This window comes from Sphingobacterium allocomposti (genome assembly GCF_008124885.1).
GTDB lineage: Bacteria > Bacteroidota > Bacteroidia > Sphingobacteriales > Sphingobacteriaceae > Sphingobacterium > Sphingobacterium allocomposti.
Genome location: NZ_VNHX01000030.1, coordinates 1 through 22,665, shown reverse-complemented (window position 1 = coordinate 22,665; position 22,665 = coordinate 1). Strand labels below are relative to the sequence as shown.

Genomic DNA, 22,665 nt, shown 5'->3' with positions numbered 1-22,665 from the left:
ACATGAAAAAAGAATCATGGGGGCAAAAGGTAAAAGATTTTGGCTTACTCTTATTTGATACCGTAAATGATTTCTTGAACGACAAATGTCTGAAAAAGAGCGCGTCTTTAGCGTATTATACTGTGTTTTCAATCGGTCCGCTTATTCTTATATTGATCTGGGCACTGGGATTCTTTTACGGCAGCCAGCTCGACAGTCCAACAGGCGCGCGCGACGAAATTATGGAGGAACTGAACCAGCTCTTCGGCAAAGACATCGCCCTCATGCTCGATGCAGCTATCAAGCGGATATCATTCGAAAGCAAGAACAGCATTGGCGTATACGTAGGGGTCGGTGCACTTGTTTTTTCTTCTACAACAATCTTTGTCGATATACAGAACTCCATCAATGAGATCTGGCGGGTAAAAGCCAAACCAAAAAAGGGGTGGCTAAAAATCATCGTTGACAGGTTGCTTTCGTTTTCGATGATCATCGGACTCGGCTTCTTGCTGATGACGTCCCTTATTTTAAGCAGTATCATCAGCATTCTCATGAATTATGTCGGTAAGTATTTTCCACAGCTCGACGTTCACTTGCTGAGCCTGGTGAATTCGGGTGTCTCCTTCCTCGTGGTAGCAGTCCTATTCGGCTTTGTGTTCGCCGTACTTCCTGATGCTAAGATCCGCTTCCGGGATATCTTTTGGGGCTCTATTTTCACGACATTACTCTTCCTGCTTGGCAAGTCTCTAATTTCCTACTACCTTACCAACAATGCTACGGCAAGTTCGTACGGTGCTGCCGGATCGGTTATTATCCTGCTCGCATTCGTATATTATGCTGCAGCAATACTTTATTTTGGCGCAGAATTCACAAAACGCTATGCTATCAAATACGGGCGTGGAATACGGCCCAAATCGTATGCCGTCCTAGTCAAGCAAACGGAACTGGAAATAGATCCTGAAACCGGTATGCGAGAGGTCGTCCATAAAAACGAAGACATACAATAGTGCACGACAGGAGCGTACATTATATGTTGATCGCCGGACTGCTGTTCGCGTGTATGAACATCTGTGTTAAATTGGTTTCCCACCTTCCCACGATGGAGGTCGTTTTCTTCCGGTCTGTTTTGGGGCTGATCCTGACATACGCACTATTGAAGAGAAAACAGATCCCGCTTTTCGGCAACAACAAAGTATTACTGTCCTTGCGGGGCGTTGCGGGCTGCCTCGGGCTAGTAGGCTCCTTCTACACCTTGCAACATATTCCGTTAGCGTCGGCAGTCACAATCAATTACCTGTCGCCGTTCTTCACTGCCGTACTCGGAATATTCATTGCCCGTCAACCCTTGAGACCGCAACAATACCTATATTTTATTATGGCCATAGCCGGCGTTGCGCTTCTAAAGGGGTTCGACACCAGTATATCAACTTTCGATCTCCTTATCGGGTTGTCCGCAGCATTATTTGCAGGGATCGCCTACAATATCATTTCAAAACTAAAAACGTCAGAACACCCGCTGGTAATTATTTTCTACTTCCCTATGATCACCTTTCCCGTGGCCGGCATATATAGCTACTTCCACTGGGTGAATCCTACAGGGCTCGATTGGGTCATTCTTCTTCTCGTCGGGATTTTTACGCAAGGTGCACAGTACTATATGACACGGTCATATCAACAAGCCAACCTTGGCCGGGTTGCCAGCCTGAACTATCTCGGCGTTATCTACGCCATCCTTTTTGGCTATCTCGTTTTCGGTGAACAGCTGGGCCTCTATGCGTTACTGGGCATCGTGTTGATCTTGGTCGCCGTCGTCCTGAATTTACGGGTAAGAGCCTCCTAAAACCTCAAAGCCTGCCGGTCACGCCTTGCTAAGTACAAAAGATAGACTATAGACTTTTATCCAGGCCGTCCGGTTATTATAAAAGAAAAGCGGCCCATTGGAACCGCTTTCTATTATTTGATGTGGCCGGTGTATTACCGTGTGACATTATAATGGTAGATCGTACGTCCGATGTTTCCGGCCTGATCCTGCCCTTCAACGACCACTTTGTATTTACCGTTACCGTCTGCATTATAAAACTCTACAACAGCATTGCCCTGACCGTCCGGCACAATTTCCGGATTCCAGTATACGGTAGTTCTATAATCGTTGGTATTCTTGCTCTCTGGCGTCGCGTATTTCGGCGAGTAGAATTGTCGTTCCTTGACATATCCTAAAGGCATCATATCTATGATATTGGTTTTTGGCAGCAAGCTTTCAATCTCCGCCAACGACATCCTCGGCTGCTTCTTCTGGTCATTTTTCTTCGTCATAATAGATACCACACCGTCGTTTTGATATGTACGGCTTACTGTCCCTAGTTCATCACGTAGAAATATCTCAATAGCCTCAATTTCTGTGGGTTGTATGGAGTTCAAAGAAGGCTCATCAATCGGCATACCGTTCAAAAAAAACTGCACCGGTACCCGGCTGCCTTGGTTGTAGTTCCGTGTGATATAATACTTCAGCGTTTGATTGTCGTAGGTAATACCTGTAAGCAATGTACTGAGGCACATCGTCAGCACGTTACAGCCCGACAAACGCTCCGCTTCGATCCGGTGTTCAGGCATCGACAGACCCGATAATGCTGAAAACTCCTTGCTGGTCACCAATTTCCGCTGAACCCCGGTCACCTCGATCTCGTCGATCAAAATCGAAGTCCGGTATTCATTCTTGCTATTGGTCAAATACGCCTTCATTTCCTGATCAATATTCTGTATGTTATCGCTGGTATAGGGGTTACCTTGGTCTATCCCCGGAAAATAAGTCGGATCCATATGGATGACAAGGCTGCGAAAGTTATCATTTCCCCGCGCACTGATCGTAACTTTTGAAGAATCCGGAAAAACTAAATTTTCAAAAGCGAAACGCCCGCTGTTGTCCGTATACGTGTCCTTACGGATATTCCTGGAGGGAACAGATAGAAGCAGGCCGCCATTGGGGTACGGCCTTCCCGTATTCAGCCGCAAGGTTCCAGCCAGGGAAATTCCCTGCTCCGGAAAGAACTGTACCTGCGGCAACTTCTCCGCGATAAGATCGTCGTACGAAAAGCGTCTGAATCCCTGGGTCATCAGTAAGGCGTCCAGCGCTTCCTTCCTATTCTCGTTTTTAGCATTGAAATAGTAGTTAGGCTGTTCCACATAGCCTTTTAGGTCAGATGTCAATAAAAAATTACTCAGAATTCCAAGTTCATTGTCGTCATTATGTGGCACTTTCGTTTCGTCGATAACAGCTACTGAAAAATTACCGCTTAGCGAGTCTTTTGGCGGTACATGGATAGACAGCTTCACTGCTTCCTTTTGCTTATAGTCCGACTTATCGGTTTTCACTGAAATATCTAAAAGGGGCTGTGACTGATTGAACACCAGACGTTCGCTGATCGGCTTTCCGTCGGGCTGCATAAGCGTGATCTGTACAATCCCGTTAGGCAACTTTTCTTTCGGAATACTGATCAGGATCGACGAATTCTTTAACGTTGCCTGCGCCGCATAGACCAAATGTCCGTTAGACTGTCCTAAAACGTAAAAAGGCTGATTGGTCATCTTCTCGTAATAGGCATCATTTGCGACAAGGCCGAGCTGTAGGGTTGTTTCATCTTCATTATGCAACACGATGTTAATACCTTCTTCTTTAACAGCCGGGAGGTCATAAGTACGCTGCTGGCCGTTCTCAAATTCGACGGTGGCTTTATACGTTTCTCCCGCTACCGGTATAAAATCGATACTGCCCATCCCGAAGGCCCCGTCGCTAAAGGAGGCTACTTCCTTCTTTTTGCTATCGTAAATCTTACCCGTAATCTTCTCGCCTTTACCGCTGGAATTCACCGCTTTAAACGCGAGCTTTTTGGATACCCCCGCAACCAAGTCGCCCCCCTCCGGAAAAAACTGGACATCTGCGTCCCATAGAGCGTGTTGCAAGGAGTAGTTCCCCACCAAAGCCGGTTCTAACTTATCTCCATCGATCTTTACGATCAGCCTGCCTTTCTTTAGGTACTCCCGCTCTTTAATGGTTAAGTTTAAAGTAACACGTCCCATATCGTCGGTTTCCGCTTTCCCTTTGTCAAAAGGATCCCATCCGTCAATGGCCTCCCACGTAAGCTTCCTTCTGCCAAGTAGGTTTCCCGATCGGTCCCTAAACTGCAGAGTAGCCTTTGTTTTCGTATTGCTCTCCGGCTTAAAAGAGATTTCCGCGCCTAATTTCTTATTTATCGCGTCTCCAATTGGCACTACTTTATTATAGAAATACGACTGGTCAAAATTTGCCATCCACTTCGTGTATGCACGGAAGCGGTAGTTATCCTGTGCTATAAACTGGGGATCCAAAACAAGCTGGCCTTTCCCTCCGTTATTTTTTAACGGGATCCGCAATGTCTGTATAAGTGAGTCTTTGCTGGTCAACATTTCTACATAAACAATTTTGCTCGGGCTATACTCATAAAGATTATGGTTTAGATATGCTTTAAGCCATAACGTATCCCCGACCGCATAATACGGTTTATCAAAATGTAGGTGGACCTTTTCGACAGGGTATACACCAAAATATTTCTGAACCTTCTCAACAACAGTGTTGATTGGAATAGTCGGGAGCTGCTGGGCAGCAATATGCGTAGATTGAAAAATTAGAAAAATGGCAAAAAAGAGAACTGATAGTTTTTTCATCAATATACAGATTTTCGAGGAGCTAAATATATCGATTTTTATCCCCAAAAAGAAAGAATTTAACAGCTTATAACAAAGGAGCTAACAGGCGACAGACAGAATCTAGTCCCCGCTTCCACGGATTTCGCTTTTTCCATTCCGCCAAAGTCATCAGCTCACAGTCTTTTTTGTCGAGTTCAAACTGCTCCTCAAGCTGGCGGCACAGCTGCTCATCCGACACGATACTGGCCACTTCGTAGTTGATATAGAAGCTTCGCGTATCGAGGTTCACCGTACCGATGTAGGAAAGCTTGCCATCAATATTAATCGTTTTCGCATGGATAAATCCTTTTTTATAAAAATAGACCTTCACTCCTCTCTCCAAGAGCGGCTTAATGAAGGAAAGACTCGCATGTTGCACTATATAGGAGTCGGCACGCTGAGGTAACATCAGCTCTACTTCCAACCCCGCAGCGGCCGCTACCTGCAACGCCGTAGCCAACTCGTCACTAGGAATATAATAAGGAGTGACCAGCTGTATCTTCCTGTCTGCCTCACCGATGCCGATTAAAATCGCCTCCATATTATAGGGCCCCGCCGATCCCGGATCACTGGAGACAAACGATACGGCAGCGTTACCACGCTTTTCCTCCAGTGGCAGACGGTGAAGATACCCCTCATTAAGAAGGAACGGATGACCATCCGCCAGATTCCAGGAGTTCCAAAAGCTGATCTGAAGCATATTCACCGCGGGCCCCAGTATCTTTACCGATGTATCCCTCCAATAAATCCTCTTGCCTTGGTCCCTGTTGATATAGCGATCAGAAATATTGATACCGCCGATGTACCCTATTTTGCCATCGATTACCGCTATCTTACGATGGTTCCGGTAATTACTATTAGCCAGCGACGTAAAGGTGACCGGCATAAATGGCTTAAATACGATTTTTGTTTCCCTACAGTTCGATAAATACTTCACCAAAGCAGGAGAACCAAAGCTGTCGACCAACAGCCGTACAAATACCCCTTCGTTCGCCTTCATTTCCAACAAGTTTAGAATCTCCAGGCCAATCCCATCCATCTCGAAAATGTAATATTCCAAATGCACGGAGTGCTTGGCCGCACGTAACTCGTCTAAAAGGTCGGGAAATTTTGCTTCACCATTAATTAGCAGCTTGACCTCGTTCCCCGTCGTTGGCGAAGACAGACGTTCGTTTTTTAAAAAAGTAAATACCCTGGACAGGTCGCCGATACGCTCCTTGATACGCAAGAGATCTTTCTCCATGTAAGGTTCCAGCCGTTCCCACTCTTTCTTTAACCGTATAGCCTGCGCATGATTTATACGCCTTATACGCTGCACCTTGCGGAATTTCTGTCCAAACAGATAGTAAAAAAACAGCCCCATGACGGGAAGAAAGACAATAACCAGCACCCAGGAAATGGTTTTTGTGGGGTTCCTGTTCTCTATGAGTATCGTACTGATCACGCCGAGATAAAGCAGGAGCATAGGAATCCAATACCACTGTTTAATAAAGTCTAGAACTTCTTGAGCTATCTCCATGTATTACTTCAAAATCTCCTAAAATTAAGCCATTAATTCGACTTTTTATGCATAAAAAACGCACGATGTTACTGCGATTCCAACATATAGTAAAGCGCTTTTTTATGTACTCTCCGCACGTATTGATCTGCGCTGGGCCGCCTACGCAGTAAACAACCAATAGCCAAACTCGACGTTAAGATTTGTTAAAAGGAAAACGAGTTTAACCGTAAAAGGTTATACTTGCAAAATATCATGTAACTAAACCGTTACAATTTAGAGATCATTAAGATATAGAAGAGATGAATTTGAGTTTAAAACTAAAACACATTGCTTGTTCCGTATTGACAATAATCACCGCTACCGCGCTAACGTGTTGCAGCACGGGCGAATCAAAAGAAAAAGAGAACAACAGTAAGGCTTTGGCTCTCCCGGTATACACCGTAGATACCAGCGATGCTGTTACTGTTAAGGATTATCTAGGCACGATTGAAGGGAAAGTAAATGTTGAAATCAGACCACAGGTAGAGGGCATTTTACAGGAAATCTATGTCGATGAAGGATCCTTTGTGCAAAAAGGTCAAAAATTGTTTAAAATCGATCCATCGGCCTATCAGGAAACCCTCAACAACATGGTGGCAACCCAGAACGTCGCGAAAGCGAAGTTGGAAAACGCGAAACTTGAAGTTGAACGACTTAAGCCCTTGGTCGAAAACGACGTGATCTCCGAGGTACGGCTTCAGGCAGCCAGGTCTGATTACGATGTAGCGAAAGCGTCCCTCGATCAGGCGACCGCCGCAGTCCGCGGTGCGACCATCAATAAAGAATTCACCGTCATTACAGCACCAGTCAGCGGGTATATAGGCAGGATCCCCAAAAGAATAGGAAACCTGGTGGGCAAAGGCGACAACGATCCCTTAACTGTTCTTTCTGACGTACAGGAAGTTTATGTTTATTTTTCCATGAACGAGTCGGACTTCCTTTATTTCACTAAACTAAAGGCAAAAGAAGACAGCATCGCCGGCACGACCCAGCGACACAATCAGCTTCGTTTTCCTGAAGCAACGCTGATCTTGGCTGATGGCGAAGAATACGAACAAAAGGGACGGGTAGACGCCGTCAACGGACAGGTAGACCGCACAACCGGAGCGATCTCCCTACGGGCTTCCTTTCCAAACGAGGATAACATCCTCCGCAGCGGCAGCACCGGAACACTTAAAATTTCGGAGGTGAAAAAAGGTGTTATCCAAATCCCCCAGATTGCGACCAGCGAACTGCAAGACAAGACTTTCGTTTACGTCTTAAACCGGAACAACAAGGCGGAAAGACGGACGATAACCATAAAAGGAAAAAGTAAGGATAAATACATCGTCTCTGCCGGCCTGCAGGTTGGAGATCGGGTATTACTTTCGGGGCTCGACAAAATAACCGATGGCTCTAGCGTGATCCCTATACAACAATAGCCTTTCAGCAGAAGTTTTGCAACCTATTCCAGCTATACCGAACGGTATAGAGCACTTTTTTTGTCTTTTCAAGGAGCATATATGTTAAAAACATTTGTAAATAGACCTGTCTTAGCGACAGTCGTGTCTTTAATTCTCGTGATTTTAGGGTTAGTAGGTTTAATGACATTACCGATCAGCCGATTTCCGGAAATAGCCCCTCCCAGCGTTGTTGTCTCCCTCAGTTATCCGGGAGCCAATTCCGAAACCGTGGCAGAAAGCGTGTTGCTGCCAGTAGAAGAGGCCATAAATGGAGTTGAAGATATGACCTATATCCGATCGACGGCGACGAATTCAGGGTCGGGAACCATACAGGTATTCTTTAAAACGGGCACAAACCCCGATATTGCTTCCGTCAATGTTCAAACGCGGATATCGAAAGCAATAAGTACAATTCCGGCCGAAGTAAACGAAAACGGCATTACGGTACAGCCTCGTCAAAGCGGTGCTATTATGACGATCAATTTGTATTCCGACCATAAAGACTCGGTTTATGATGAAACGTTCTTGCAAGCCTATGCTCAAATCAACATGATCCGTCCCCTGCTCCGCGTGGATGGCGTGGCGCAGGTATCCAGGGTCGGAGCTCGAGATTATTCCATGCGCGTTTGGCTGAATCCAGAAAAACTTGCCGTATACAATCTTGTCCCCCAGGATGTGATCAAATCGCTAAACGACCAAAATTTCGAAATCGCCCCGGGTAAATTCGGAGAAACATCCGATGAGGTATTTGAAACGGTCATCAAGCACAAAGGCCGCTTTTCCAAACCCGAGGAATTTGAAAACATGGTAATCAAAACAAATAAAGACGGGTCGGTCCTCTATCTAAAAGACATTGCACGGATCGAATTTGGCGCGACCAACCTGGGTAGCGACAATAAGGTCAATGGCCTTCCCGGATTGACACTCAACATCACCCAAACCAGCGGCTCCAATGCACACGCCATCGACCTTGAAGTCAGAAAAGTTCTTGAGGAGATAGCCAAGAGCTTCCCGGAGGGCATCCATTACGAAATATCATACAGCGTGCGTGACCAGATTGACGAGTCTATCAGCCAGGTGAAACATACCCTATTTGAAGCATTCATCTTAGTATTTATTATTGTCTTTGTCTTCCTGCAGGACTTCCGATCAACGTTAATTCCGGCAATTGCAATACCTGTATCCCTCGTCGGCACGTTTTTCTTTTTAAGCTTGTTCGGATTCTCATTGAACGTACTGACCATGTTCGCTCTAGTACTCGCCATAGGCATCGTTGTAGACGACGCTATTGTCGTTGTGGAAGCTGTTCATCAGAAAATGCACGACACCGGGCTCAAACCCAAGCAGGCTACGTTGGCAACCATGTCAGAAATTACCGGCGCCATTTTGTCTATAACGATGGTAATGGCCGCGGTATTTCTTCCGGTTGGTTTCATGGAGGGGCCGGCCGGGATATTTTATAGACAGTTTGCTTACACATTAGCCACGGCAATACTGATCTCGGCTTTAAATGCACTCACACTAAGCCCCGCCCTATGTGCACTGCTGTTAAAGCCCATGCATCCGGAAAAACAGGAGTCGCCTAAGGATGGAACCGCCGTTTCCCGATACAAACAACGCTTTTTTACAGCCTTTAATGTCGCCTTTGATCGGCTTACGACAAGATACATCACGAGTGTAAAATTTTTAATAGCTCATAAGAAAATAGCGTGGCTTGGGCTGGCGATAATCACCGCCGTTGGAAGCGTTCTATTGGTTAAAACGCCCAAAAGCTTCATTCCGACCGAAGACGATAGTTTCGTCACCTACTCGCTTGCCATGCCTGCCGGTGCCTCCCTATCTAGAACAACAGCTGTATTACGTAAAGCAGATAGCATACTGCGAAGGCGGGAAGATATCGCAGGCATGACGACAGTTTCGGGTTTCAATGCTCTTGACGGCGGATCCAGCCCGGCTTTCGCAGCGGGGTACATTAATCTGAAGCCACACAAGGAAAGAACAGACATACAATCTATTGATGCTTTTATGGATACTATCCGTAATGACCTGGCCCAGATTAACGAAGCGACATTTAAAGTGTTCCCCCGTCCCACCGTACAAGGTTTCGGAGAGTTTGCAGGAATCGAACTGGTTTTACAGGACCGTCTCGGCGGCGACATCCGTGATTTTGATCTCGTAGCCGATACATTCATCAACCAGATCAACGACCTTCCCGAGGTAGCCAACGCGTACACCTCTTTTAAATCGAACTTCCCGCAATATGAAGCAGATATCGATGTTGTTAAGGCTAAAAGCCTGGGTGTGGACATCAGGGAAATGATGAACACCATCCGCATGTATTTTGCCCGCGTTAACGCCGGCGATTTTAACCGTTTTGGCCGTACATATCGGGTTTACATGCAGTCTGATTTTGATCACCGAACAGATCCCGAATCGTTAAACTCCATCTTCGTCCGTAACAAGGATGGGGAAATGGTTCCTGTGGGAACGTTGATGACCCTAAAAAAGGTTGTCGGTCCCGAGACCGTCGCCCGCTATAATCTCTATAACTCTATAACCGTGAATGCTACTCCGGCTTCGGGATACAGCACGGGCGACGCGATGTCGGCAATCGAAAAACTAGCAGCGGAAAAACTTCCCGGAAACTACGGTTACGAGTGGACAGGGATGGCCTATGAAGAAAGCAAGGCCGGTACGCAAACGATATTGATCTTCGGACTGAGTTTACTCTTTGTTTATTTTCTGTTATCGGCACAGTACGAAAGCTATATCCTCCCATGGGCGGTGCTGCTGTCCGTTCCCGTTGGATTGATAGGCGTATTTTCAACGATTCTTTTAGTCGGCCTGCAAAACAACATCTACGTACAGGTCGGACTTATCATGCTGATTGGCCTGCTTGCGAAAAATGCCATATTGATCGTCGAATTTGCCGTCCAGCAAAGGGATAAGGGCATGAGTATATACAATGCAGCAGTCATGGGGGCCAAATTACGGCTGCGTCCAATTTTGATGACGTCATTGGCATTTGTCGCAGGACTTGTTCCCCTCATGTGGACCGTAGGACCGTCGGCCATCGGGAATCATTCTATTAGTTTTAGTGCTGCGGGAGGAATGCTATCCGGCGTTATCTTCGGCATCTTTATCATACCCGTGCTCTTTGTGGTCTTCAAAACCATTGACGAAAAAGTTAAAAAAAATACGGTATCTGAAGAATAGCGTGATGCGCCTTTTTAAAGATTTGTTAACACGACGAGAGACTATTAGATATGAAATATATAAAACTGAAACAATTTATCGTTATCGCGACAGTTCTGTTCACCGCCTATGCCTGCAAAGTGGGCGAACGCTATAAGCAGCCGGATCTTCATCTGCCGACAGCTTTCCGGGGAAATGTTCACGACCAGCACAACGACACGGCGAATTTTGCGGAAGTGCCGTGGCGGCTATTCTTCAATGATCCTCAGCTGATCGCGCTTATCGACAGCGGATTAGCCAACAATTACGATATGCGGACAGCACTGAAAAACATCGAAATCGCCAATCGCAATCTGAAGCAAAATAGATTGGAGTACTTGCCTGATTTAACGGGAAACCTAGCTACAGTTAACAGGCAATACCGATCAAAAGATTTCTATGGTTCCCCCTCCTCGAGGTGGTATGACCGCAAAGGCACCGATGCTCCGGATCGTCTATTCAACTACCAGTCTCAATTTGCGACAGGGGTTGAATTTAGCTGGGAACTCGATATCTGGGGCAGAATAGCAAATCAGAAGGACCAATTAAAGGCCGACTTTTTAGATTCCTATGAATCCCGGAACGCTATTCAGACAATGCTCATTTCCGATATCGCTAAAGGGTACTTTAATTTGATCATGCTGGATGCACAAATTGGAGTCGCTAAACGCAATCTGCAGCTGAACGACAGTACCCTTCGTATGATCCAGCTGCAGTTTAAAGCAGGAGAGACTACAGCACTCGCTATACAGCAAACAGAGTCGCAGCGGCTAATTGCGGCGTCGTTGATTCCCGAGCTCGAAAAAGAAATTGCCATTCAGGAAAATGCGCTTCGCGTATTGATCGGACGCATGCCCGGCGACATAGATCGAAGTAGGAGGATCGACAGCCTGATGAACACAGCATACCATGTTAACCTGGGCAGTCCCCTCGACATTGTTAGAAACAGGCCCGACATAAAAAGGGCTGAATATGCATTAATAGCGGCTAATGCCCAGATGAACATCCAACAGATTATGCGCTACCCGCAGCTATCGTTAAGCGGCGTATTTGGCGTCAACGCGATGTTGCCCGAGAACTGGTTCAACATCCCGGGCGCACTGCTCGGCGGAATTGCCGGAAGTCTTGCGGCCCCCGTATTCAAAAATGGCCGGCTGAAAAACCAATTTGAGGTCGCAAAGATAGAACGGGAAAAGGCTGAATTAGCCCTTCAAAAAACAGTGATGGAAGCCGTAAACGAAGTGTCCAACTCCATCATCACAGTGGAAAAACAACAGGAACAACTAGAACTGGCCAAGAAACGCGTCGAAAACTCGGAATTAGCTGTGAAGAATGCGTCCCTGCTCTTCAGAGGCGGATACGCCAGCTACCTGGAAGTGATTACCGCGCAAAGTAATGCACTGGCAAGTGAACTGGCACTCGTGGACATTCGTCAGAAACAGCTTTACGCCTACGTTGATCTATACAGATCGCTCGGGGGAGGATGGCAAGAAAATTAAGTGGGGGGCAGCGGCGTATAGCGTACCGGTCAGGAACACCGGATGGCCCCCTCCACGTACAATAGCGGGCTTAAGTATGGAATATCAAGGTTGGCTCCGCGCAGGATAAACCATACGCCCATAAGTAGATAAAGAAAGGGTACAATCCTTCCGAACCTTTGCTTCCTCAGGGCTGTCGGCATCGTTCCAATAAACGAAAAGAACAAGAGAAGAGGCAGCGTCCCGAGTCCGAAGAGAACCATAAAAAGGAAACCCTGCGCCGGCGACGCTGAACTCATAGCCGACGCTAAAGCCATGTATACCATGCCGCAAGGCAGGAACCCATTCAACATGCCCACTACGACAGCTCCCCCAGGGCGGCCAAACCATTGCCCCATAAACGAGACGGCCCGCTTCAGTGCCTGCGTATAAAAAGAATTTCCCCATCCTGCTTTCGTCCCTGAAAAAGCTGAAAGCGCAAACGCGATAAGCAGAACACCAACAGCAAGACTTAAACCTTGTTGCCACCCCTGCACCGTTGCCATTCTTCCAAACAAACTCAAAAAAAAGCCGAATATTCCGTACGTAAGTATTCTGCCTGATTGGTATAAAAGGCTATTCCCAAGGCTGTGCCACGACAGGCCGGTCCTTCCGTTGAACGTTAGAAGAAGAGGTCCACACATCACTGCACAATGCAGGCTGCCAAATAAGCCCATAAAAAACGCTAAGTGGTTATACGTCATGCTAAAAATACAGATTATGTTCGGAGATATAAGTTTTGTCTGCTGTACTCCATTTTATACCTAGTCGCCAGCTTCCTCTGGCATAGCCCGAAACCGATAAACGATAGTGCTTCTGCGTTTCAAACGGAAGCGACATATCCAACTGGTCGTCAGAGGGCCTTTTGAAGATAAGTTCCCCCCTATTGTTGGCGGTTTTAAAATCTATGAATAACGTATCCCTTAGCACCTGCACGGAAGGAATTGCCCGATCATCAATTAAGTTTTGCATGCTGGAGTAAACTTCATCATACGTTAGACTGTTCTGATAGTAGTTTGGGTCTTCCAAACTGTCTTTGTCACTTTTAACCATATATAGGCAGGCGCCTGCAATAAAGGCGATGAAAGTGCTTAACCCGATTACGACTTTTAGTCCCCAGTTCATTCTATCTTTATCTAATGTACGGTGGTGCGATAAACGTGGTCTCCAGGTTAACGACTTCCCCCTCGGCGACGATTTCCACCACGACGTGCTGTTTATAATCTACAATATTTCTGTGCTGCATGATTAGAAAGAGACTTAACCTTGCCGTGCCATCTTTTTGCAACTTTTGAATAGCATTAACCAGTTGCACGTGCATGCCGGTCTCAGCACTTTTCACCTCAAAGGATAGCTCTCTTCCGGCTTTGTTAACAAGTTCCAACGTGTATAAATTGCTGACAGTACCATCATCTCTGATCTGATAGCTAGTTCCCGTCGCACGCAACAGCCTGGCATCTATAGCCGTCCGATTAAAAATCAGTACGCCAAATACGACCATTAAGACCAACAGCACGCCCGAATAAGCATATATGCGCAGGTTACCGGCCTTAACGCCTGCCTGTCGCATAATCTCTCCCATGGTATAGAACCCGATTAACCGCTTTGGCCTTCCCATCTTTTCCATGACGGCATCGCACGCATCTATACACGCTGTACAACTTATACATTCCATTTGGACACCTTCGCGGATGTCAATCCCGGTCGGACAAACATGTACACACAGTCGGCAGTCGATGCAGTCTCCCCGCCTGTCAGCGTCTTCCCTGCTCTTCTTGCTCTTCTTGCTCCTCGGCTCTCCCCTCCGTGCGTCGTAAGCGACAGTAATACTCTGATCGTCTAATAAAACACTTTGTAAACGGCCATAGGGACAAACCGTTGTACAGACAATCTCGCGGACATAGGCATATACTGCGTAAAAGACCGTGGCAAATAGCATGATGGAAACGAAGCCGGTGATATGCTTCTCAATAGGGTCGCGGATTATGGAGATCAACGCATCCGAACCGATGATATAAGCCAGGAAAATATTCGATATCAGGAGAGAAATAAAAAAAAATACCCCATGTTTCAACAGTTTTTTCCAGGCACGCAGATCTGAGCTGCCCCCCTTATCCAATCGCTGTTGCTGACGCCAGTCTCCTTCTATTAAATACTCTATCCGACGGAACACCAACTCCATAAAGATCGTCTGCGGGCAAGCCCAGCCACACCATATTCTACCAAACACCGCGGTAAATAGCACAATGCCCACCATTAGAATAAGCATCGCAAAAACGAGTAGATGAAGGTCCTGCGGATAAAAAAGAGAGCCAAAAAACGAAAATTTCCGTTCAATAATATTAAACATCAACAGGGGATTTCCTTCTATCTTCACAAAAGGGGCAGCAAACAGAAACAGCAGTAGCGTATATCCCACCCATTGACGGTACGTATAGAGCCGGCCGGCAGGTTTCTTCGCATATATCCATCGACGTTTCTCTTTTTGCTGCATGTGCTTGCTGCTATTATTAAACTTTAGTTTACGATGCCCTAAAACAAGATAACACCGCTATTGATTGTTGATCGAAGTAAATTCTTCTACCACCTTTTCCCCTTGCGGCTCCTTCGCATTCGGTGGGTTCGTCCCTTTGAGCGTCACAATGTAATTGGACACTTCGGCAATCTGGGCAGGTGTTAAGGTTTGTTCCCAAGGAACCATGCCCTTCGCCGGCACTCCATATTTAACCACCCTGAAGATATCTCTTATATCCGAACCGTGTAGCCAGTAGTCATCGGTTAAATTCGGGCCGATTCCCCCCTCACCAAGGCCTCCGTGACATGCCACACAGTTAGCTGCGAATACAGCCTTTCCCGCTATGGCCAACGAACCTGTCTCGTCAACTGTTATCGTGTTTTCATCAACCTGACTAGCTGCTTGCGCTAAAAATTCCTGCTTCGCCTTTTCTGCTAATAGCATTTCCTGATGATACTCCTGCTCTTGACTTAACCCCCATCCAAACACATGGTATACTAGCAAGTAGACAGTGCCGAATGCCACAGTCGAATAGAAAAGCGCATTGAACCATGCCGGAATAGGATTGTCCAGCTCCCTGATTCCATCGTATTCATGCTCGATCTCAAGATCCTTCTCTTCCTCGATCGGCCGGAGACTCAGCAGTCGGTTCCATGTTGCCTGCCATGCTCTGCCTTTTTTTTGCTTTTTCTTTTCCACCACTGCCACCTCCGGCATCGTCAGTCGAATAACAGCCGAAAAAGCCCGGTGTATAACAACGGCTGCCGCTAACAGCGCTAACATGACTATAATGAGTGCAATAACAAGGACGTCATTATATATATTTCCCGAGCCGAAAAGCCACTCGGCACTTTTATGGGCGACGCCCGCTATTAATATTAATGTTTTCATAATTTGATTTCCTCTAGCCGCGCGTTTCGTTCTCGTTTTCCTGATTTTCCAACGGGATGTCCCTCATATGATCGATATGGTCCTTCTTCATCCAGAACAACATACACCCTACTGAAATGAAGAACACGAGGAAGATCCATAAGGAAACAATGAGATAAAGCTCGTCGCCGTTAAGATTTGTTATCTGCTTAAACATGATTAATTTCGTTTATTGATCTCTGTAGATGCGGCTCTTTCATCCTCCGCTGTCGCCTTAATATCCGTTCCTAGGCGCTGCAGGTAGGCTATCATTGCTATAATTTCCCTGTCCGGACGGACGTCGACCTGGTTCGACCGGAGCTCTTCAGCGATCGTCGCAGCCTGCTGCTTAGCATGAGCAACCGCCTGCGTAATTTCGTCCGCGGTATAGGGAACACCTAATACGCGCATGGCATTCATCTTCTCAGACAGCAGGCTGTTGTCCAACTGCTGCGTGATGAGCCAGGGGTACGCAGGCATGATACTACCGGGCGACGTTATGGTAGGATCCAGCAAATGGTCGAAGTGCCATTTGTTGGGGTATTTGCCCCCTATACGATGAAGATCTGGTCCCGTACGTTTAGAGCCCCATAAAAAAGGTCTGTCATATATAAACTCACCAGCTTTGCTATATTCGCCATAGCGCGATGTCTCCGAACGGAACGGTCGGACCGTTTGTGAGTGGCAATTGACACACCCCTCCCTAATATACAAGTCTCTGCCCTGTAGCTCCAACGCCGAATATGGCCGTACCGATTCGATCTTCGGAACGTTGCTGGTTACCGTAAAGGTCGGTATCATTTCAACGATTCCGCCGATCAGGATGGCAACAAGCGCCAGCACCATGAAGAGTACGGGTTTACGTTCCAAACGTCTATGCCGCACTGCTTCGTGTACGACTATCGGACCTGGTACCGCGGCTTCTGCAGCCTCGTCTGCACGCAGCTTACCCTGCCGCATTGTCTTGACAAGATTAACAGTCATGATAATTGCGCCGGCCAGGTACAAAGCCCCGCCCGTAGCGCGCATGATATGCATAGGAATGATCTCCAACGTCGTCGCTAAAAAGTTCGGATACTTTAGGACGCCTTCCGGCGTGAATTCTTTCCACATCAGCCCTTGCACCACTGCTGCCCAATACATCGGGATCGCATAGAAAAGTATACCGAGTGTACCAATCCAAAAGTGGACGTTCGCAAGCTTTTTTGAATATAGATCCGTCTTATATATACGAGGAACAAGATAATACAGGATTGCGAAGGTCATGAAACCATTCCATCCCAATGCGCCCACGTGTACGTGTGCGACAATCCAGTCGGTGAAGTGCGCGATCGCGTTGACCTGTTTCAAGGATAACATAGGCCCTTCAAACGTTGCCATCCCATAGCTTGTCAACGCCACCACCATAAATTTTAACGTAGGCTCCGTACGTACCTTATCCCATGCCCCACGCAAGGTAAGAAGGCCATTGATCATACCGCCCCAGCTTGGGGCAATGAGCATAATAGAGAAAACGACACCCAGCGATTGCACCCATGTGGGTAACGACGTATACAATAGATGATGCGGCCCCGCCCATATATAGATAAATATGAGAGACCAGAAATGAAGAATACTAAGTTTATAGGAATAAATAGGCCGATTGGCCATCTTCGGCAGAAAATAGTACATCATGCCCAAGTAAGGCGTCGTCAAAAAGAAAGCTACTGCATTGTGTCCATACCACCATTGTACCAATGCGTCCTGAACGCCCGCATATACATAGTAGCTCTTCCAAAAACTTACGGGAAGTTGGACGGAATTTACGATATGAAGGACAGCGACAGTGACAAATGTCGCTATGTAAAACCATACAGCAACATACATATGACGTTCTCTGCGTCGAAGGATGGTTCCGAACATATTAATGCCGAATACGACCCAAATCAACGCGATACCGACGTCAATAGGCCACTCCATTTCCGCGTACTCATGCGACGTGGTAAGCCCTAAAGGCAATGTTATCGCCGACGCCACGATAATGAGCTGCCATCCCCAAAAGTGAATTTTACTCAGCGTGTCACTGAACATGCGGGCTTTTAATACACGTTGGAGCGAGTAATAAACGCCCATGAAAATTGCGTTTCCGACAAAAGCAAAGATTACGGCATTGGTATGTACAGGACGAACCCGCCCGAATGTCGTATACTGTGTTAAAAAATTCAACTGCGGCCAAATCAGCTGGCTGGCCACCAAAAGCCCGACGGACATCCCTACGAGCCCCCAGATTATTGTAGCGATCCCGAAATCGCGTACAATCTTGTTGTCGTAATTAAATTGCTCTATTTGCATACTGCTGTTATTGATTACCGCAGTAAAAGTAGAGCGTTTTTTATGACAGTCTAATGATGGATATTGGTTAAAAATATGACGTTGGTCACTAAAAACAATCACACGGCTTTACAAGAGAGGAACGGTGCCTAGGCAGAACGTATAGCACAAAGAAAAAGCCCCGCTTGGCGAGGCTTGATATAGCTACTAGAGTAAGTTCTGTTCATTAATATGCTGGTACTTGTCATCCATCTTCGCATAGCGCTTGTACCCATGTTTGTTCGGATTTTCAATTACCTGCTTTACAGAGACCAGTTTATAGATATAGGAGCCCGTCTCTTTGTTTAAACGCAACTTATAATAGTCCCGGGTGCCCTGTCTCCGTATAGTCGACTTTAGGTTTCCCCCCCCGACATTATATGCCGCGGCGACCAGCGTCCAGTCGTCAAATTCCTTGTATAAGCTCTTTAGATAGCGGGCTGCTGCATGAGTGGATTTTATAAGATCTTTCCGCTCGTCAACCTGTCCGTCCACCCGCAGTCCGTAAAGCCGCGCTGTGGCCGGCATAAACTGCCAATATCCCCCTGCCCCCCGATGTGAAGTCACCCTAGGATTCATATCACTCTCAATAAGCGGGATGTACTTGAAATCCTCTGGAATTCCATACGACCTTAATATCGACGCAATCTTCGGTAGATGCTTTGCCGCTTTTTTATGCAAATCGTACGATTGTTGCCTACGGAAGGAAAAATTTGCTAAATACCTTTCGAACTTAACTTCTACTGTGGGGTTTTGTAGTGGAACCCGCCTGTCGGCAAATCTTATCGAGCTATAGTAAGCCTCTTTCTGTTTTTCGGGCGATAGGGCTATCGCCTTTTTCCTTTTCTCGACCTGTGCCAACATTGCCGTCCGTATAGGATCTCTCTTTGAGGCCGAGTGTGCGCTGGAGTATAGTTTGGAAAGCAACATAACTGCTAGAACTATACTACTACATAGTACTTTCTTTCTTATCATTCAATCCCTTACTGCTACCTATCCACGAAATTCCGGTTCCGTTATCAGAACCGAAAATCCGATCAAAAATAGCTTGGTCCAATTTCAGCCGACAAATATACAAACCATATCGTTATCTTCCAAATAGTTACAAAACGGCGGATTCAAACCGCCGTTCTTAAAAGTATGCAGTGCTCTTGGAACAGCGGTTTAAGCACATTATATTTTTTTTCTATAAACCAGATAAAAACGTTATCTTTGTAACTTAATTTCGCAAATATGCCATTCAATAATAGAAGGAACAGTCGTGATGACAACTCCAAAAAAAATAGAAGCAACTCCGAAAGCTTCAGGTCAACGAGTGGTCGTCAACAATCATCATCGAAAAACAGATCGGATAAGTTTGGTACAGATCGTCCGGAAAGGAGATCTACAGAAAGGCCGTTTGATAGATTCGAGAAGAAAGATAAAAAAAGCACCGATCGCCCATACAACAGGTTTGAAAGCAATGATCGGCCCTTTAAAAAATTTGAAAAGAACGAAAAGCGGGAAGGAGACCGCTCTTTCAGGAAATATGATAACGGCGACCGGAAAAGCGGTGGACGTCCGTTTGAAAGAGATGATCGCGAGCGGAAATCTTTCGGTGACTCCAACCGCTTCGAGAAGTCTAGCCGCCCATACAAGAAGTACGATGAAGATAAAGGAAACAGCAGAGGTAAGACATTCCATCCACGGAAAAAGATCGCCACTGCTGAGCCTAAGGACGACGGACTAATCCGTCTGAACCGATACATCTCAAATGCCGGTATCTGCTCCCGCCGAAAAGCAGACGAACTCATCGAATCGGGCGTCGTCTCGGTAAATGGTACCGTGGTTACGGAGTTGGGAACAAAAGTAGATCCCGCAAAAGATGAAGTCCGCTATAATGGTGAGCGTCTGAAGCGCGAAAAAATGGTGTATGTACTATTAAATAAACCGAAGGACTATATCACGACAACGGATGACCCGCAGGAACGCCGCACCGTGATGCATTTAGTCGCTAAAGCGACAAAAGAGCGTATTTATCCTGTCGGACGATTAGACAGAAACACCACGGGTTTACTGTTATTGACAAATGATGGTAACCTTGCCGAAAAATTGTCCCATCCCCGCAATAATGTCAGTAAGATCTATAACGTTGAGTTGAATAAGAACCTGACACAAGGCGACTTTAACAAAATACAATTTGGTATAGAACTGGAAGATGGGATGATCAAACCTGACGACCTCAGCTACGTGCAAGGAGCCAGCAAACGCGAGATCGGAATACAGATCCACTCCGGAAAAAACCGCATTGTCAGACGTATTTTCGAATCATTGGGATACGAAATTGTAAAACTCGATCGCGTGGTATATGCGAACCTCACGAAAAAAGACCTGCCGAGAGGACGTTGGCGGTATCTGGAAGAGCGGGAGCTTATACAGCTAAAACATCTTATTAAATAAAATGTGGATGAACTGCCAACGAACGTAGTGAGCTCGTGAATGTATTGAGAGCAGACCACAAATGAATAACTATTACATATGAAAATAGCACCTCTTTGCAGGTGCTATTTTCATATGTAATACACGAACAGCCTCCTTCGTCTTTTTTCTTGCAATGGGTTTTCGTACTTTTGACAAAAATTACAACTATGACGGACCCTAAAACATTGAGTGCTGTAGCCGAATTTCATAAGACCTTTCAACACCCTATCCTGGAAGCGCCCACCATACCCTCAGCAGATAGATGCAACCTGCGCGTGGCACTTATAGCAGAGGAATTAAAAGAACTTCAGGAAGCTATTGATAACAACGACATCGTTGAGGTTGCTGACGCATTGTGCGACATCCAATATGTACTTTCCGGTGCGGTATTAGAATTTGGCTTAAAAGATAAGTTCAATGCGCTGTTCGAAGAAGTGCAACGTTCAAATATGAGTAAGGCATGCAAAACAGAAGAGGAAGCTAAAGCTACGCAGGCGTATTATGAAACAAAAGGAGTAAGCTCGTACTATAAAAAAGTAGACGGCTTATACCTCGTGTTTAGGGAGGGCGACAACAAAACGCTGAAATCAATTAACTATTCGCCTGCAGATCTGAAAGGTATACTTGAGCAAAAATAAGCGTTGAACTCCTACTTCGGAACCGGAAAGCCAGTTTCCTGCACACAACCGGGTACGACTGTCATTGGACCTGCGCTTTCCGGCTCTTCTAGCCCTGATATAAGCTCCCCTGTTTAATTCCGCGGCTTTCTAAACCTTTGTCAATATACGTCTGTATTCTGGACTTGGGAAAACCCCAGTTTGGCGCTATCAGCAGATCCTTATCCGCAATGCCGAAAATACGTTGAATTATAATATCGGGGCGTAGTAGCGGTATAAAGCGTGCTAAAAAGTCGGTATATTCATCTATAGAAAATAATTTGAACGGCTCTCTTTTATATTTTACACCCATTATAGATCCTTCGACAATATGTAAGTGATGTAGCTTCACAAACTTAATAGAAGGATGCCGGTTGATCTCGTCGGCATAGCGCAGCATCATTTCTTCGGTTTCCCATGGAAAACCGAAAATCGTGTGCACGCATAAGTCTAACTTAGTACCTTTTAGTAGGTCCATAGCTCCCAAAAATTCGTCGTGCGAGCATCCACGGTTGATGCGCGTCAACGTTTCATTATAGATCGACTCCATTCCCATCTCCAAATCGACATCGAGACGATCCGTGTACGATTCCAATAAAGCTATTTTTTCGAAGTCAATACAATCTGGACGGGTACCCACGGACAAGCCCAATGTATTTTCGGGATCGATACTTAACGCCTCATCATACATCATTTTCAGCAAATGCGTCGGTGCATAAGTGTTCGTATTGGGCTGAAAATATATGATAAACTTCTCGGCCCCATAAGAATTCCGCGCCCGCTCGATACCACTTTCCACTTGCTCCCTAATAGAGGGGATCTTGCGGGCCGTATCTGGTGTAAAAGAATCTACATTGCAATAAGTACATCCGCCGTATCCCTTGCTGCCATCCCTGTTCGGACACGTAAAGTTACCATCAACGATAACCTTGAAAACCCGCTGTCCGTTATATTTCTGTTTCAAGTAAGCTCCGTAATGATTGTACGGCTTTACTCCATTATCCAGTAGTGTACCCATTTGAAGACAAAGATAAGAAATAGTATTGAGTAGCTAGTATTGGATTAGAGATATCAGCCCACGGGCGGGCGCCGTGTCTGTTATCTGTTTACTATCAGTGGTATAGGGCAGCCGGTATCACGTAGCGGGATTGGAATATGGTATAAGCTGAACGGTCAAATGGAGCAGCGGGATTGGAATATCAGACAGGGGTCCCACATCTGATGTCTCCCATCTCACATCTCTTAACATAAAAAAAGCCCCTTGCAGTTTCCTGAAGGGGCTTTCCTGTAAAATTAGGCACCGACCTACTCTCCCACCTGTTACGGCAATACCATCGGCTCTGGC

The 22,665-nt window shown here is 46.2% G+C and carries 18 protein-coding genes; 7 read left to right on the top strand and 11 right to left on the bottom strand.

The features are described 5' to 3' along the window. Positions 1–2: 2 nt before the first annotated feature. Both BC792_RS16875 and BC792_RS16870 read left to right on the top strand, forming a co-directional pair. Entirely contained in the window at positions 3–986 is a 984-nt protein-coding gene (locus tag BC792_RS16875) for a YihY/virulence factor BrkB family protein (RefSeq protein ID WP_148910196.1), read from the top strand. Then, positions 986–1,819 carry a DMT family transporter gene (locus BC792_RS16870; RefSeq protein ID WP_211357571.1) on the top strand — a complete coding sequence of 278 codons (834 nt, stop codon included), beginning with the start codon at positions 986–988 and terminating at the stop codon, positions 1,817–1,819. Before BC792_RS16875 ends, BC792_RS16870 begins: the two co-directional genes overlap by 1 nt. 134 nt (positions 1,820–1,953) lie before the next feature. Here the strand turns inward: BC792_RS16870 and BC792_RS16865 are convergent, their stop codons facing one another. Both BC792_RS16865 and cls read right to left on the bottom strand, forming a co-directional pair. After that, positions 1,954–4,677 carry a carboxypeptidase-like regulatory domain-containing protein gene (locus BC792_RS16865; RefSeq protein ID WP_148910195.1) on the bottom strand — a complete coding sequence of 908 codons (2,724 nt, stop codon included), beginning with the start codon at positions 4,675–4,677 and terminating at the stop codon, positions 1,954–1,956. Between the two features lie 67 nt (positions 4,678–4,744). Beyond that, a complete protein-coding gene (cls, locus tag BC792_RS16860; protein ID WP_148910194.1) occupies positions 4,745–6,217 on the bottom strand; it encodes a cardiolipin synthase in 1,473 nt (490 codons plus the stop codon). Positions 6,218–6,498: 281 nt separating this feature from the next. Between cls and BC792_RS16855 the strand changes: the two genes are divergently transcribed. From BC792_RS16855 to BC792_RS16845, 3 genes are all read left to right on the top strand, one after another. Beyond that, positions 6,499–7,659, top strand: coding sequence for an efflux RND transporter periplasmic adaptor subunit (locus tag BC792_RS16855; RefSeq protein ID WP_148910193.1), 1,161 nt, complete (start codon positions 6,499–6,501; stop codon positions 7,657–7,659). A gap of 81 nt (positions 7,660–7,740) precedes the next feature. Next, positions 7,741–10,896 (top strand): efflux RND transporter permease subunit, encoded by a 3,156-nt coding sequence (locus BC792_RS16850; RefSeq protein WP_148910192.1) that lies wholly within the window; start codon positions 7,741–7,743, stop codon positions 10,894–10,896. A 50-nt stretch (positions 10,897–10,946) separates the two neighbouring features. Continuing rightward, the gene (locus tag BC792_RS16845) at positions 10,947–12,413 is read left to right on the top strand and encodes an efflux transporter outer membrane subunit (RefSeq protein ID WP_148910191.1); all 1,467 of its coding nucleotides are present in this window, start codon (positions 10,947–10,949) and stop codon (positions 12,411–12,413) included. Positions 12,414–12,442: 29 nt separating this feature from the next. On the opposite strand, the gene BC792_RS16840 is transcribed toward BC792_RS16845, so the two are convergent. The 7 genes from BC792_RS16840 to BC792_RS16810 form a co-directional block, all read right to left on the bottom strand. Then, entirely contained in the window at positions 12,443–13,108 is a 666-nt protein-coding gene (locus BC792_RS16840) for a sulfite exporter TauE/SafE family protein (RefSeq protein WP_262713462.1), read from the bottom strand. Positions 13,109–13,136: 28 nt separating this feature from the next. Next, entirely contained in the window at positions 13,137–13,556 is a 420-nt protein-coding gene (locus BC792_RS16835) for a FixH family protein (RefSeq protein ID WP_148910189.1), read from the bottom strand. 7 nt (positions 13,557–13,563) lie between these two features. Continuing rightward, positions 13,564–14,925, bottom strand: a complete 1,362-nt coding sequence (ccoG, locus tag BC792_RS16830) for a cytochrome c oxidase accessory protein CcoG (protein WP_148910188.1) — start codon at positions 14,923–14,925, stop codon at positions 13,564–13,566. A gap of 57 nt (positions 14,926–14,982) precedes the next feature. After that, positions 14,983–15,837, bottom strand: coding sequence for a cbb3-type cytochrome c oxidase N-terminal domain-containing protein (locus BC792_RS16825; RefSeq protein WP_148910187.1), 855 nt, complete (start codon positions 15,835–15,837; stop codon positions 14,983–14,985). 13 nt (positions 15,838–15,850) lie between these two features. Then, positions 15,851–16,033, bottom strand: coding sequence for a hypothetical protein (locus BC792_RS16820; protein WP_148910186.1), 183 nt, complete (start codon positions 16,031–16,033; stop codon positions 15,851–15,853). 2 nt (positions 16,034–16,035) lie between these two features. Beyond that, on the bottom strand, positions 16,036–18,186 hold the full coding sequence (gene ccoN / locus BC792_RS16815) for a cytochrome-c oxidase, cbb3-type subunit I (protein ID WP_148910185.1): 2,151 nt from the start codon (positions 18,184–18,186) through the stop codon (positions 16,036–16,038). A 186-nt stretch (positions 18,187–18,372) separates the two neighbouring features. Beyond that, positions 18,373–19,134 (bottom strand): lytic transglycosylase domain-containing protein, encoded by a 762-nt coding sequence (locus BC792_RS16810; RefSeq protein WP_246155167.1) that lies wholly within the window; start codon positions 19,132–19,134, stop codon positions 18,373–18,375. 303 nt (positions 19,135–19,437) lie between these two features. Between BC792_RS16810 and BC792_RS16805 the strand changes: the two genes are divergently transcribed. Beyond that, positions 19,438–20,643, top strand: a complete 1,206-nt coding sequence (locus BC792_RS16805) for a pseudouridine synthase (protein ID WP_148910183.1) — start codon at positions 19,438–19,440, stop codon at positions 20,641–20,643. 188 nt (positions 20,644–20,831) lie between these two features. Next, positions 20,832–21,302, top strand: a complete 471-nt coding sequence (locus BC792_RS16800) for a pyrophosphohydrolase domain-containing protein (protein ID WP_148910182.1) — start codon at positions 20,832–20,834, stop codon at positions 21,300–21,302. Positions 21,303–21,390: 88 nt separating this feature from the next. On the opposite strand, the gene mnmL is transcribed toward BC792_RS16800, so the two are convergent. Together mnmL and BC792_RS18545 are read right to left on the bottom strand one after the other, a co-directional pair. Beyond that, on the bottom strand, positions 21,391–22,338 hold the full coding sequence (gene mnmL, locus BC792_RS16795) for a tRNA modification radical SAM protein MnmL/YtqA (protein WP_148910181.1): 948 nt from the start codon (positions 22,336–22,338) through the stop codon (positions 21,391–21,393). A gap of 117 nt (positions 22,339–22,455) precedes the next feature. After that, positions 22,456–22,665: hypothetical protein (locus tag BC792_RS18545; protein ID WP_211357570.1), on the bottom strand; the 210-nt coding region annotated here is incomplete at its 5' end.